Source organism: Williamsia herbipolensis, assembly GCF_036153515.1.
Lineage (GTDB): Bacteria > Actinomycetota > Actinomycetes > Mycobacteriales > Mycobacteriaceae > Williamsia_A > Williamsia_A herbipolensis.
The window spans coordinates 3,415,736-3,429,620 of sequence record NZ_CP108021.1; the positions used below are offsets into that span (position 1 = coordinate 3,415,736).

Genomic DNA, 13,885 nt, shown 5'->3' on the forward strand with positions numbered 1-13,885 from the left:
CCGAAACCCCTCGGCGGTCAAGCACCAAGACAACGTTGTCAGGAGGAGAGCGCCGGTGGCGGATCGCGCCAGCATCAAAGACGTGGCGGCTCGCGCCGGGGTCAGTTTCAAGACCGTGTCGCGGGTGGTCAACGGGGTCGACACCGTGTTGCCCGAACTACGCGCACGCGTCGAGGCCGCCGTCGTCGAACTCGACTACGTCCCCAATTCCGCGGCGCGCTCGCTGAAATCGGGCGCGGGCAACGCGATCGGCATCGTCGTCGACTCCATCGACGACGTGTTCTTCGCCTCGCTGGTCCGCGAGATCGAGGACAGGGCACTCGAACTCGGGCTCGCGGTGATCGTGGGCAGCACGGGTTTCGATCCCGACCGCGAACGCGATCAGCTGATGCGGTTGGCGGGTCAGCACGTGCGCGGCATCATCCTCGCGCCGGTCGGCGACCACGGCGATTTCCTCCTCCCACGCAAGTCCACCCTTCCGGTCGTCACCGTCGACCGCTCGGTGCCCGGTTTCGACTCGGTCACCGTCGACGACTACGCCGCGGCCACCGACGCCGTCGAACGTCTCGTCGCCGCCGGGCACCGCAGCATCGCGCTGGTGGGACTCGACGAACGACTGCAGACCGCGCGACGCAGGCGCGACGCCTTCGTCGACACCCTCGCCCGCCACGGCATCACCGCGCAGGAGCGGTTCATGCCCGAGGTGGCCCACCACGCCGACGCCGTCCGCCCGGTCGTCGATGCGCTTCTCACACAACCCGATCCGCCGACGGCGCTGTTCGTGTCCAATGCGCGTCACGCGACCTCGGTGGTCTCGGTGCTGCACGAACTCGACCGCACCGACGTCGCGATGATCTCGTTCGGCAGTTTCGGACTCGCCGAGGCCGTCGCGCCGTCCATCACGTGCATCGACCAGGACCCGCGCCACATCGGTGCGCTGGCGTTCGAGCGTCTCGTCGCCCGCTTCGACGACCCGGACGGTCAGGCGGTGGACCTGCGGGCCGACACACGCCTCATCGCCCGCGCCTCGGACACCCTCCCGGTCGCCGGGGGCACGGCATGACCGCGCGCCTCGTCGCCGGCCTCGACCTCGGCAGCACCGGCGTGAAGATGCTCGTCGCCGAGGTCGACGGGACCGAGGTGCTCATCGAGTCGCGTCCCACACCGTGGCGCAACGGACCCGCGGGCACCACCGACATGGACGCGCCCGCTCTCGAGGCTGTCGTGGTCGACCTGATGACCGCGGTCGCCCGTCGACTGCCCGACGACACGCGCATCGAGGCCGTCGCCGTGTCCGGGATGGGGGAGACCGGCTTCCTGGTCGACACCGCAGGCACCGTGGTCGCACCCGCTTTCGCGTGGTTCGACCCCCGCGGTGCCGCCGAGATGGCCGCGCTCCCCGACCACCTGCGCCGCGACTTCCCCGCGCACACCGGTCTGCCGGTCGGCGCCCAGGTGTCGGCGGCGAAGATCGCCCATCTGCGCACCGAGGGGCTCGACCTCACCGGATTGCGCTGGTTCACCCTGCCGGAGTTCGTGGTCCGCATGCTCGGCGGCGCGGAGGTCGGCGAGTACTCGCTGGCGTCGCGGACCGGGCTGCTCGATCAGGACACCGGACGGCCGTGGACGGCGCTGCTCGACCATCTCGGGATCACCGACGACATCCTCCCGCCGCTCGTGGACGCCGGCACCGACCTCGGGGCCGCCGACACCGCATGGCTGCCGACCGCGTTCGCCGGAGCGCGACTCACGGTGGCCGGACACGACCACCTCGTGTCGGCCGAGGCCGGCGGAGCCATCCCGGACGACGGCTACCACGTGTCGATGGGCACCGCGGAGGTGCTGTTGCGGGTGCTCGACGAACCCCCGACGCCGCAGGCGCGCGCGCGGCTGGCCGAGCACCTGATCAACGCGGTGCGCCACGTGGTCCCCGGCAAACACGTGCTGGTGGCCGGGGTGAAGACCGGGCTGATCATGCGCCGCACGTTGCAGATGTTCGACATCTCCGACCGCGAGGGCCGCGATCGTCTCGACGAGCGCGTGTGCGCGTTGCCCCCGGACGCGCTCGCCGACGGCGGCATCGACGTGACCGGCGCCCGCAACGACGACGGCGTGCTGTCGGTGACCGTCCGCACCGACGGTGTCAGCTCGGCGGAGATCTTCGCCGCCGTGGTGGAGCACGGCAACGACGAGATCGTCCGGTTGATCGCCGCTCTCGACCGCGAGATCGCGCCCGCCCGATCGACGGTGCTGACCGGGGGATGGAGCGGGATGCGCTGCGTGCGCGACGCCCGAGCCCGCATCCTGCCCGAGGTCACGGTGTCGACGCGCAGCCAGGACACGGCCTACGGCGCAACCCGATTCGCCGCACGACTGCTCACCGCGGACTCCGTCGTGTGACCGCCAGAACCCGAATCGCAGAACCCGACAGCCCGCACCCCACACCCTGAACCCCACACCGAGGAGAGATCATCGTGAACGAACTGACCACCATCGAGAAGCGCGGCATGGCCGCGATCTCCACCGCCGAGGGCAACATGCTCATCGTCGCGGGCGACCAGCGCAACGGCATGAAGGCCGTCATGACCGACGCGCCCGACGGCCCCGGCTCGGTGACCGCACCCCAACTCGCCGACGCCAAGGCAGATCTCGTGCGACACCTCGGCAACCACGCGCCGGCGATCCTCCTCGACCCCGAGGTCGCGCTGCCCCGCATCGTCGACGACGGCACCCTCTCGCGCGACACTGCGCTCGTGGTCGGCATGGACGCGTCGGGGTTCGAGACCGTCGACGGTCTGCGCCACACCCGCTTCGTCGACGGCGTCACCCCGCGCACCGTGCGCGAGCTCGGTGGCGACGCCGCCAAGATGCTCTGGTACCTGCGCCCCGACCGCCAGGGACTCGATTCGGTTGCCGCCCAGTCCATCCGCGACCTCACGGCCGCAGCCACCGCCGAGGGCGTCCTGCTCATCGTGGAGATCCTCACCTACCAGCTCGAGGGCGAGAGCGACGAGGACTACCGTGCCGCGTTCGGCACCCTCATCGCCGACTCGGCCCGGTTGTCGGTCGCGTGCGGCGCCAAGGTGCTCAAGTTGCAGTACCCCGGTTCGGCGCAGGCCTGTGCCGCGGTCACCGAGGCCGCGAACGGTGTGCCGTGGGCCGTGCTGTCGGCCGGCGTCGACCACGAGACGTTCGTCGAGCAGGTCCGGATCGCGGTCGACAACGGTGCCGGTGGTGCCATGGCCGGTCGGTCGCTGTGGAAGGACTCGATGGCGGTCTCGGCCGACACCCGCGCCGATTTGCTCACACATCGGGCGCTGCCGCGCCTGCGCGAGCTCGCCGACGCCGTCGACCACCGCGTGCCGGTCCTCGCCTGATCCGTGGCTCGTACCGCGGCCGCGAGCACCGCGGCCGCGGTGAGACGGGACTACTGTGGGTCGCGATGAACATCGTGAGCAGTTGACAGCCCGGACGGCCGAGCACCCCCGGCCCGATTTCACGCTGCTCCATCTCAGCGACACCCACATCGTCGCCGAGGGGGTGCTCTACGACGACGTCGACAGCGGCCTGCGGTTGCGGGAGATCCTCGACGACATCGGCAGTTCGGGTATCCGGCCGGACGCCCTGGTGTTCAGCGGCGACCTCGTCGACCGCGGCGAGGCCACGGCATACGACGCCCTGCGTGTCCTCGTGGAACCGATCGCCGCCGAGATCGGCGCCACGGTCGTCTGGGCGATGGGCAACCACGACGACCGTGCACAGTTCCGCAGCCACCTGCTCGACACCGAGCCGTCGAGTGCGCCGGTCGACCTGGTCCACGACATCGACGGTCTGCGGATCATCGTGCTCGACACCACGGTCCCCGGATACCACCACGGCGAGATCACCGACGCCCAGTTGGACTGGCTCGCCGGTGTTCTCGAGGTCCCGTCGACCTACGGGAGCATCCTCGTGATGCACCACCCGCCGATCCCCGCGGTGCTGGATCTCTCGGTGTTGGTCGAATTGTTCGATCAACACCGACTCGCCGAGGTGGTGCGCGGCAGCGACATCCGCACCATCCTGTCGGGGCACCTGCACCACTCGACCAGTGCGACCTTCGCCGGGATACCGGTGTCGGTGGTCTCGGCGACCAGCTACACCCAGGACCTCGCGATCTCGGTGGGCGCCATCCGCGGTCGTGACGGCGCGCAGTCGCACAACCTGGTGAGCGTGTACCCCGACACCGTCGTGCACTCGGTGGTCCCGATGCGTGGGCAGTCGGCGGTGGGCGAGGCCGTCAGCGCCGTCGACGTCCGTGCGCGGCTCATCGCCCACCAGGTCACGATCGGCGAGAGCGCCCGCAACCGACGTCGCGTCGCCGATCGAGCGATTCAGCGACCGGGCGCGGCCGAACCGGTCATCGACGTCTCCCACTCGCACGCGATCGGGAAGTAGCGGTCGAGAAAGTCGGTCACCGTCGCGGTCCGCACGTCGAGATCGACCTCCGGGAAGCTGCCGTCGTTGAGGCAGAAGAAATCGACCGCCCGCTTCGGGAGGAGCTTGCCCATCGCCCGCAGTCCGGCGGCCGTGGTGGTGTCGATGTAGCGGACCTTCGCGCCCCGCTGCACCACGGCCTGGCCGGTCTGCAACGCGTAGTAGTGGTAGAGCGAATTGGTCACCGAGATGTTCTCGCTCGACCGGAACGCGCTGGCCGCGGTGGCGGCGAACTCCTCGGGGAACTCGCGTTCCATCTGGGCCATCACGCTCCTGCGCAGCGGGGTGGCCACGTGCTCGAGATGTCTGGTGGTGACCGAACCGAAGCGCCTCTTGAGGATCCGACGGTTCACGCGGGCGGCGTTCTCGAACCCGCTGCGCTCGGAGTCGTTGTGACCCAGACCGATCCGCACCGCACCCTCGACGAACATGCTGACGCCACCGGGGGAGAAGAACATCTCCGGTGACACCGGGCGGGCGAAGAACATGTCGTCGTTGGAGTAGAGGAAGTGTTCCGACAGCCCGGGGATCCGGTGCAGTTGCGACTCGACGGCCTGCGAGTTGTGGGTGGGGAGCACCGAGGTGTCGGCGAAGAACTCCTCGCTGCGCACGAAGGTCACGCGGGGGTCGTCGGCGAGCCATGCCGGTCGCGGCGAGTCGGTGGCGACGAAGATGCGTCGGATCCACGGTGCGTACATGTGCACCGACCGCAGAGCGTATTTCAACTCGTCGATCTGGCGGAACCGCGCGGCCGAATCGTCACCGGAGCCCACCACGTAGTGCTTCATCCGCTTCGCGCGCTGCGCCTGGAACTCCGCCGAGGATCCGTCGACCCACGAGAACACGATGTCGATGTCGAAACCGATGTCGGAGGCGTGTGCGTCGAACATGTTCTCGATGGTCGGCCAGCTCAGGCCGTATCGCTCCACGGTTCCGTGGACCGCCTCGGCGGCCGGGATCGACCGTCGGGTGAGCGAATTGACGACCGGCGCACTGATGTCGGTCGCGGTGAACGACCACAGCTCGATCTGGACCGAACCGGATGTGCCGTAGTGCATCCCGCTCGTGGGCTCGACCCGGGGGCGGTGGACGCGCAGGATGCGGGCGTCGGCGATCTCCGACAGGGCGCCGGCGGCGATGAGACCCAGCCGGGACCCCTTGATGTCCATGGCCTTGGCGTAGAACGGTTCGCGCGCGCAGCCGACCGTGAGTGCGCTGCGCAGGTCGGGTCCGCGGGTCACATCGACGGCCAGCACCGGCCGGTCGTCGTTGCCGCGCACCAACAGGTAGTCGATGTCGGCGGCGTCGAGGATGTCCCGGACGAAGAGCAGATCGGCGATCGTGGCCTCGAGCGGGGTGGTGATCACGTTGCGCAGCGCGAGGCGTCCGCGGAACTCGACGATGTCGTCGCGGGTCCGAAGGCTTCGGGTGAGGCCGGAGGCGTTGTCCACCAACGGATGTGACGATCCCGTGGTGCGGGGAACGAGACGGAGCTCGGGGGTCGATGGTGACGAGGTGATGGCGATCCTTCCCAGGTGACGCGACCCGGGACAGGAGCCGATGCGTGTTTGCCCAGCATACGGCACCTGACAAGCAGGTGACGACCGGATGAACTGCGGCTACGGGATCTCGCGGAGCAACAGGTTCAGCACCGCGATGGCCCCGGCCTTGTCGAGCGGTTCGTTTCCGTTGCCGCACTTCGGCGATTGGACGCACGAGGGGCATCCGCTCTCGCATCGGCAGTCGGTGACGGCATCGCGGGTGGCCCGGATCCAGGTCGCGAACGCGGTGAACCCGCGTTCGGCGAAACCCGCCCCGCCCGGGTAGCCGTCGTAGACGAAGACCGTCGGCAGGCCGGTGTCGGCGTGGATGTTGGTCGACAGGCCGCCGATGTCCCAGCGGTCGCAGGTCGCGATCAGAGGGAGCAGGCCGATCGCCGCGTGCTCGGCCGCGTGCAGGGCACCGGGGAACCGGTCGACGGGTACCCCGACTCCCTCGAGCGCCTCGGGTTCGAGGGTGTACATCACCGACCGCGTGCTCAGGGTCTGCGGCGGCATGTCGAGGTCGATGACGTCGAGGACCTCGCCGGTGTGCAGGGTCCGCATGTACCCGACGACCTGGTGGGTGACGTCGACGTCGACCAGCGCGACGGTGAGCGGACCCGACCGCCAGGATCGGGTGGTGGCGGTGATGTCCATCGCGGTCGTCTCCCGTGCCGACGTCGACCACTCGGGGTCCTCGGGGTGGGTGATCGCGAGGCCGTCGGTGAGATCGAGCTCGTCGACCACGAACGACCGGCCCTGGTGCAGGTGCACCGCACCGGGGTGCACCGTCGACATCGCGCGGCCGGTGTCGACGGTGCCCAGCAGCTGCGAGGTGGTGCCGTCGACGATCATGACCTGCCCGCCGATCCCGCCGCGGATGTCGATCTCGCCGTGCGGGAACAGCCCGGCCGCGGGGTACCAGCCCGCGGGACGCCGCCGCAGCAGGCCCCGGGCGGTGAGGTCGGCGACCACGTCGGCGGCGTCGAACGCCGCGACATCGGCCTCGGTCAGGGGGAGCTCGGTCGCCGCGCACAGCAGGTGCGGGCCCAACACGTACGGGTTGGTGGGATCGGTGACGCTCACCTCCACCGGCCGTTCCAGGAGCGCCTCGGGGTGGTGCACGAGGTAGGTGTCGAGCGGGTCGTCGCGCGCGACCATCACCACCAGCGACCCCTCCCCGCGCCGCCCGGCGCGGCCGGCCTGCTGCCAGAACGAGGCGACGGTGCCGGGATAGCCGGCGACGACGACCGCGTCGAGCCCGGCAATGTCGACGCCGAGTTCGAGGGCGTTGGTCGTGGCCACGCCGAGGAGCGTGCCGTCGCTCAGCGCCGCCTCGAGGTCCCGTCGGTCGTCGGCGAGGTAGCCCGCGCGGTAGGCGGCCACCCGACCGACCAACTCGGGATCGGCGGCGGCGAGGATCTGACGGGCCGACAGCGCGGTGATCTCCGCGCCGCGTCGGCTGCGGACGAAACACAGCGTGCGGGCGCCCTCGATCACGAGATCGGCCATGATGCGCGCGGCCTCGGCGCCCGCCGAGCGTCGGACCGGTGCGCCGTGCTCGCCGGTCACCCCGGGGGTGAACGTCGGCTCCCAGAGGGCGACCGTCCGCTCGCCGTGCGGGGAGCCGTCGTCGGTCACCGCCACGCAGTCGTCACCGATGAGGCGGCCGAGCGCGCGGGCGGGTTCGCCCGCGGTGGCACTGGCCGCGATCACCGTCGGGTTCGCCCCGGCCGCGCGCGCCAGCCGCAGCGTCCGCTGCACCACGAGTGCGGTGTGTGAGCCGAAAACCCCTCGGTAGTGGTGGCATTCGTCGATCACGAGGTAGCGCAGGTTGCGGAAGAAATGTCGCCACCGCCCGGGGGAGCCAAGGAATCCGATGTGCAGCATATCGGGGTTGGTGAAGATCCACCGCGAGTGTTCGCGCGCCCACTGGCGCACGTCGGGCTCGGTGTCGCCGTCGTATGCGCACGGCGCCATGTGTGCGAACTCGCGACGCCCGGCGGTCAACGAGGTGAGCGCGCGGATCTGATCGGCGCCCAATGCCTTTGTGGGAGCGATGTAGAGAGCCGTGCCGTGCGGCGCCGCGCCCGAGGTCATGTCGGACAGGATCGGCAGCTGGTAGGCCATCGATTTGCCCGAGGCCGTGCCGGTCGAGACGACGACGTGGGTGCCCTCGTGGGCGTGCTGCGCGGCGGTCACCTGATGGGTCCACGGGCGGCGGACGCCGATGTCGCCGTAGGCCGCGCGCACCGGCTCGGTGACCCAGTCCGGCCACTCTGCGAACTGTGCTGTCTGCGAACGCATCACGGTCTTGTATGTGACAGGTGACAAATCCGGGTCCACGCCGGCCAGGGAACGGTGCAGCAACTGCTCGCCGAACGAGTCGCCCGGGGAAATGCTGGTCACGCAGCTGCCTTTCGGTGGCCCTCGGCGTTACCGACAGATGTCGATGGCCTGAAATCTGACGATGTTTTGTTCAGTTTGAGTTCTGCGACTGTCGGGGGCGACATGTTCATGATTGACTGTCGTCGGTCGCAGCTTTCGGGGGCTTCTGCAAGGGTCGACACGGCACGGATGGTCTGCCCCCCGAGAACGTGTTGCGGGCGTAATACCCAAGGTTAGTGCGCGGCTGGTCCGCAAACGTCGCCAGTCGGTATGGCGGTCGGAACGGGCCCGTCGCGGTGACACATCGTGACGTATCCGGTGAGTCAGTAAAGGAATGCAAGAAATGGCACAGGGAACTGTGAAGTGGTTCAACGCGGAAAAGGGCTTCGGCTTCATCGCGCCTGATGATGGACCGGACGACGTGTTTGTCCACTACTCCGAGATCCAGGGATCCGGTTTCCGCACCCTCGAGGAGAACCAGCGCGTCGAGTTCGAGGTCGGTCAGGGAACCAAGGGTCCGCAGGCCACCGGCGTCCGCGCGGTCTGAGCTCGCACACTCTCGACACCGCCCCCGGCGTCCGTTCATCGCGGCGCGTCGGGGGCGTTGTGCGTCGAGGGGTCGGGTGCGGCCGACCTCGTCCGGCGCGTCCGGAGATGCGTGGCCCAGTCGACCATTCGTTCGAGTAGAGTTCCCGACCGTGGGCCAACTGTCCTTCTTCTCGGCAGAAACCGACGAGCCCTCACTGGAGGATCTGTCGGGATTGTTTGCCGCGCATGGGCAGTCGTCGTTCTCCCCGGCCGGTAGTCGGGTCTCCATCGTCGTCGACGCGCAGTGGCGTGCCGACGCACTGGTCGAGGACATCGAACTGTGCGGCGTACGGGCGCACCCCGCCGTCTCCGACGAGGGCTCGCCCATGGCACGCACCGAGACCTCCAAGTCGCTCGACGCCCTCACCCGCTCGTGGGTGAAGGGTGCGGTCAAGACGATGCCCGCCGACTGGGTGCCCAGTCCGCGCGCGCTGCGGCTGTGGGCGATCGCCGCGGGCCGTCGTGAGGAGGACCGCTATCTGCTCGGTCTCGACCCGCACGCCCCCGAGACGCACTCGCCGCTGGCGACCGCGCTGATGCGCGCGGGGATCGCGCCCACCCTCGTCGGCACCCGCGGTCATTCGCCGGCCCTGCGGATCGCCGGCCGCCGTCGGTTGTCGCGTCTGCTGGAGAACATCGGCGCACCGCCCGGGCACCTCGATGCCGTCGGATTCTGGCCCACGGTGTGACACATTCATTTGTCAGATCGATCACCCCGCTGAGCTGCCTGTTCTCCCACCTCGCGGCGCCCTGACGCGAGGTGTCCGGCGCCGCGGAAACCTTTGTGCTCCCAGCGGCGTTGTGTCAATAGGCTGTTATATGGGGTAGAACAAGCCAGATGTGTCGGCTGCGCGGACCGTCTCCGATGCCGTCAGAACACATATAGAAGGCCTTACCCAACAGGCCGGTAGAAAGGTGCAGGCACAGACAGTGGCTGATAGCGACACCGCGTCCACCCGCTCCGGTGGCAATGTGCGCCGCCTCGTGATCGTCGAGTCGCCCACCAAAGCCCGCAAGATCGCCGGATACCTGGGATCGAACTACGTCGTCGAGTCGTCCCGTGGACACATCCGGGACCTCCCGCGCGGCGCGGCCGACGTGCCCGCCAAATACAAGGGACAGCCCTGGGCCCGTCTGGGGGTGAACGTCGAGCAGGACTTCGAACCGCTCTACGTGGTGTCGCCGGACAAGAAGTCCACGGTCACCGAACTCAAGCAACTGCTCAAGGGTGTCGACGAGCTCTACCTCGCCACCGACGGTGACCGCGAGGGCGAGGCCATCGCGTGGCACCTGCTCGAGACCCTGCGCCCCAGCGTCCCGGTGAAGCGCATGGTGTTCCACGAGATCACCCAGTCGGCCATCCAGGCCGCCGCCGACACCCCGCGCGATCTCGACGTCGACCTCGTCGACGCCCAGGAGACCCGCCGCATCCTCGACCGCCTCTACGGGTACGAGGTGTCGCCGGTGCTGTGGAAGAAGGTCATGCCGAAGCTGTCGGCGGGCCGCGTGCAGTCGGTGGCCACCCGCATCATCGTCGAACGCGAACGCGAGCGGATGGCGTTCATCTCCGCCTCGTACTGGGACATCGACGCCACCCTCGACGCGGGCGCCGACGTCTCGCCGCGCACGTTCAAGGCCAAGCTCGTCTCCGTCGACGACAACCGCGTCGCCTCGGGCCGCGATTTCGACGCGGCGGGCCGCATGAAGAAGTCCGACGGCGTGGTGGTGCTCGACGAGGCCCGCGCCAACGCGCTGGCCACCGGACTGCAGGGTGCCGACCTCTCGGTCACCTCGGTCGAGGAGAAGCCGTACACACGCCGCCCGTACGCGCCGTTCATGACCTCGACGCTGCAGCAGGAAGCCGGCCGCAAGCTGCGGTTCACCTCCGACCGGACCATGCGCATCGCGCAGCGTCTGTACGAGAACGGCTACATCACCTACATGCGTACCGACTCCACGACACTGTCGGAGTCGGCCATCAACGCCGCCCGCGGGCAGGCCCGTGAGCTCTACGGCGCCGACTACGTGCACCCGACCCCGCGGCAGTACACCCGCAAGGTCAAGAACGCCCAGGAGGCCCACGAGGCCATCCGCCCGGCCGGCGAGACGTTCCGCACCCCCGGCCAGGTCGCCTCGGCCCTGCAGTCCGACGAGTTCCGGCTCTACGAGCTGATCTGGCAGCGCACCGTCGCCTCGCAGATGGCCGACGCGCGCGGCACCACGATGAGCCTGCGGATCAGCGGCACCGCGACCTCGGGCGAGCGCGCGACGTTCGCCGCGTCGGGTCGCACCATCACCTTCCCCGGCTTCCTGTCGGCCTACGTCGAGACCGTCGACGAGCAGGCCGGCGGACAGGCCGACAACGAGGAGGTGCGGCTGCCGCTGCTGACCGAGGGGCAGCACCTCACCGCCGCCGACCTCGAGGCGGCCGGCCACTCGACGAACCCGCCCGCCCGGTTCACCGAGGCGTCGCTGGTGAAGACGCTCGAAGAGCTCGGCATCGGTCGCCCCTCGACGTACGCGTCGATCATCGGCACCATCCAGGACCGCGGGTACGTCCACAAGAAGGGCAGCGCCCTCGTCCCGTCGTGGGTGGCGTTCGCCGTCGTCGGACTCCTCGAGGCGTACTTCGGCAGCCTCGTCGACTACGACTTCACCGCGTCGCTCGAGGACGACCTCGACCAGATCGCCTCGGGTCGGGAGAACCGTACGCACTGGTTGTCGCGGTTCTACTTCGGCGCCGACGCCTCCGAGGACTCCACCGACTCCGCGGCGAGCTCCGATGTCGCCGCCCACGGCGGGCTCAAGAAGCTCGTCGGCGTGAACCTCGAGGAGATCGACGCCCGGGAGATCAACTCCATCAAGCTCTTCGACGACGACCAGGGTCGACCGGTCGTCGTGCGCGTGGGTCGGTTCGGGCCGTACCTCGAGCGCAACGTCGCCGGCCCCGACGCCGAACCGGATCTGCAGCGGGCGAACCTGCCCGACGACATGACCCCGGACGAGCTGACCATCGAGGTCGCCGAGAAGCTGTTCAGCACGCCGCAGGAGGGTCGCACGCTCGGCGTCGATCCGGTCACCGGCCACGAGATCGTCGCCAAGGAGGGCCGTTTCGGCCCCTACGTCACCGAGATCCTGCCCGATCCCGATGAGGAGTCCGACGGCGACAGCGGCGACGGTGGGAATTCGGTTCCGGCGCTGACGGTTCCGCCCGGCCCCACCCCGCTCGACGGCGACGGCGCGGCAGCGTCCGGCGGTTCCGGTGGCGGTACCGCGGTGGCCACCAAGGCCGGTGCGACCACGAAGACCGCGGCCAAGAAGGCTGCGACAAAGGCTCCGGGGAAGAAGGTCGCCGCGAAGAAGGCGGGCCCCAAGCCGCGGACCGGGTCGTTGTTCAAGTCGATGGAGATCGCGACGGTCACACTCGACGACGCGCTCAAGCTGCTGTCGTTGCCGCGTGTGGTGGGTGCCGATCCCGAGAGCGGCGAGGAGATCACCGCCCAGAACGGTCGCTACGGCCCGTACCTGAAGAAGGGCACCGATTCTCGGTCGCTGAGCGCCGAGGACCAGATCTTCGGCATCACGCTCGAGGAGGCGCTCAAGATCTACTCCGAGCCCAAGCGTCGTGGTCGCGCGGCCGCGGCCCCGCCGCTGCGGGAGCTGGGCAAGGACTCGGTCAGCGAGCAGCCGATGGTCATCAAGGACGGTCGCTTCGGCCCGTACGTGACCGACGGCGAGACCAACGCCAGCCTGCGCAAGGATGACGACGTCGCCTCCATCACCGACGAACGCGCGATGGAACTGCTCGCCGACCGCCGCGCGCGGGGGCCGGTGAAGAAGAAGGCGAAGAAGGCGCCGGCGAAGAAGGCGACGGTCAAGAAGACCGCCGCGAAGAAGGCCCCGGCCAAGAAGGCGGTCGCGAAGAAGGCGCCGGCGAAGAAGACGCCGGCCAAGAAGGCGCCCGCGAAGAAGTCCGCAGCGACGAAGACGGTGGCAACCGATGGAACCGGGTCCGACTCCGACGAGTGACCCTGTCGACCTCGACTCCCGGTGGTACCGAGCGATGTTCGAGGCCAGCACCGTGCCCATGGCGCTCGCCGACGAGGACGGTCTGCTGGTGGTGGCCAATGCCGCCTATTGCGCGATGGTGGGTCGATCGTGGCCCGAGATCGCCGGCCGGTCGTCGCGCGACTTCACCCACGACGACGATCTCGCGCAGCACCGGGCCATGGACCGTCTGATGGCCGATGCCGCCGAGCGCGGTGAGGTCCTGCGCGTGGAGAAGCGCTACCTGCACCCCGACGGCGCTGTTCGGTGGGGGTGGGTCTCGGCCAGTCCCGTCGTCGGTCCCGGCGGCCGCCGGTGGACCATGGCGGTCATCCACGACACGACCGACCGCCGGCGCACCGAGGACGACCTGCTGACCGCGGCGAGCACCGACCAGTTGACCGGGCTGCTCAACCGTCGCGGGTGGATGACGCACCTGGCCGAGTTCGAGCGCGTCGCCGCGCACGGCGGCGGCGGCGATCTCGTTCTCGCGATCATCGATCTCGACAGGTTCAAGGACTACAACGACACCCGCGGCCACGACGCGGGCGACCGTCTGTTGGCCGAGTTCGCGCGGGCCATGGTCGCCTCGGCGTGCGAGGCGGCTGTGCTCGCGCGGTGGGGCGGCGAGGAGTTCGCCCTTGCGCTACCCGGTTCGGCGGCCGTCCACATCGACGCTGTGCTCGGCGATCTGGCACGCAGGGTCCCCGACGGTCAGACGTTCTGCGCCGGGTACGCCACGGTGCGTGCCCGCGAGTCGGCGACCGACTGTTTCGCGCGGGCCGACGCTCGTCTCTACCAGGCGAAACGGCAGGGTCGCGGGCGGGTTCTCGGCGACTGATCGC

10 protein-coding genes are annotated in these 13,885 nt (G+C 69.4%); 8 read left to right on the plus strand and 2 right to left on the minus strand.

Going from position 1 to position 13,885, the window contains the following annotated elements:
- Positions 1–55 precede the first annotated feature (55 nt).
- From OG579_RS15665 to OG579_RS15680, 4 genes are all read left to right on the plus strand, one after another.
- Entirely contained in the window at positions 56–1,063 is a 1,008-nt protein-coding gene (locus OG579_RS15665) for a LacI family DNA-binding transcriptional regulator (protein WP_328856697.1), read from the plus strand.
- Positions 1,060–2,400, plus strand: a complete 1,341-nt coding sequence (locus OG579_RS15670) for an FGGY-family carbohydrate kinase (protein WP_045821520.1) — start codon at positions 1,060–1,062, stop codon at positions 2,398–2,400. Before OG579_RS15665 ends, OG579_RS15670 begins: the two co-directional genes overlap by 4 nt.
- 74 nt (positions 2,401–2,474) lie before the next feature.
- Positions 2,475–3,377: a tagatose-bisphosphate aldolase gene (locus OG579_RS15675; RefSeq protein WP_045821521.1), complete on the plus strand. Its 903-nt coding sequence runs from the start codon at positions 2,475–2,477 to the stop codon at positions 3,375–3,377.
- A gap of 82 nt (positions 3,378–3,459) precedes the next feature.
- On the plus strand, positions 3,460–4,437 hold the full coding sequence (locus OG579_RS15680) for a metallophosphoesterase (RefSeq protein ID WP_328856698.1): 978 nt from the start codon (positions 3,460–3,462) through the stop codon (positions 4,435–4,437).
- On the opposite strand, the gene OG579_RS15685 is transcribed toward OG579_RS15680, so the two are convergent.
- Both OG579_RS15685 and OG579_RS15690 read right to left on the minus strand, forming a co-directional pair.
- Positions 4,374–5,927, minus strand: coding sequence for a stealth family protein (locus OG579_RS15685; RefSeq protein WP_408068686.1), 1,554 nt, complete (start codon positions 5,925–5,927; stop codon positions 4,374–4,376). The two genes, OG579_RS15680 and OG579_RS15685, sit on opposite strands and share 64 nt — an antisense overlap.
- 168 nt (positions 5,928–6,095) lie before the next feature.
- On the minus strand, positions 6,096–8,426 hold the full coding sequence (locus OG579_RS15690; protein WP_408068687.1) for a DEAD/DEAH box helicase: 2,331 nt from the start codon (positions 8,424–8,426) through the stop codon (positions 6,096–6,098).
- 322 nt (positions 8,427–8,748) lie between these two features.
- Here OG579_RS15690 and OG579_RS15695 point away from each other — a divergent pair, with 322 nt between their 5' ends.
- The 4 genes from OG579_RS15695 (at position 8,749) to OG579_RS15710 (ending at position 13,881) form a co-directional block, all read left to right on the plus strand.
- Positions 8,749–8,952 carry a cold-shock protein gene (locus OG579_RS15695; protein WP_045821523.1) on the plus strand — a complete coding sequence of 68 codons (204 nt, stop codon included), beginning with the start codon at positions 8,749–8,751 and terminating at the stop codon, positions 8,950–8,952.
- A gap of 151 nt (positions 8,953–9,103) precedes the next feature.
- A complete protein-coding gene (locus OG579_RS15700; RefSeq protein WP_045821524.1) occupies positions 9,104–9,682 on the plus strand; it encodes a hypothetical protein in 579 nt (192 codons plus the stop codon).
- 241 nt (positions 9,683–9,923) lie between these two features.
- Positions 9,924–13,022, plus strand: coding sequence for a type I DNA topoisomerase (topA, locus tag OG579_RS15705; protein ID WP_328856699.1), 3,099 nt, complete (start codon positions 9,924–9,926; stop codon positions 13,020–13,022).
- Positions 12,994–13,881: a GGDEF domain-containing protein gene (locus OG579_RS15710; protein ID WP_328856700.1), complete on the plus strand. Its 888-nt coding sequence runs from the start codon at positions 12,994–12,996 to the stop codon at positions 13,879–13,881. The genes topA and OG579_RS15710 overlap by 29 nt, the downstream gene beginning before the upstream one ends.
- Positions 13,882–13,885 lie beyond the last annotated feature (4 nt).

Bases quoted from the DNA above. Each gene is read 5' to 3' on its own strand.
- OG579_RS15670 (WP_045821520.1), top strand. From the start codon at position 1,060: ATGACCGCGCGCCTCGTCGCCGGCCTCGACCTCGGCAGCACCGGCGTG.
- OG579_RS15710 (WP_328856700.1), top strand. From the start codon at position 12,994: ATGGAACCGGGTCCGACTCCGACGAGTGACCCTGTCGACCTCGACTCC.
- OG579_RS15695 (WP_045821523.1), top strand. From the start codon at position 8,749: ATGGCACAGGGAACTGTGAAGTGGTTCAACGCGGAAAAGGGCTTCGGC.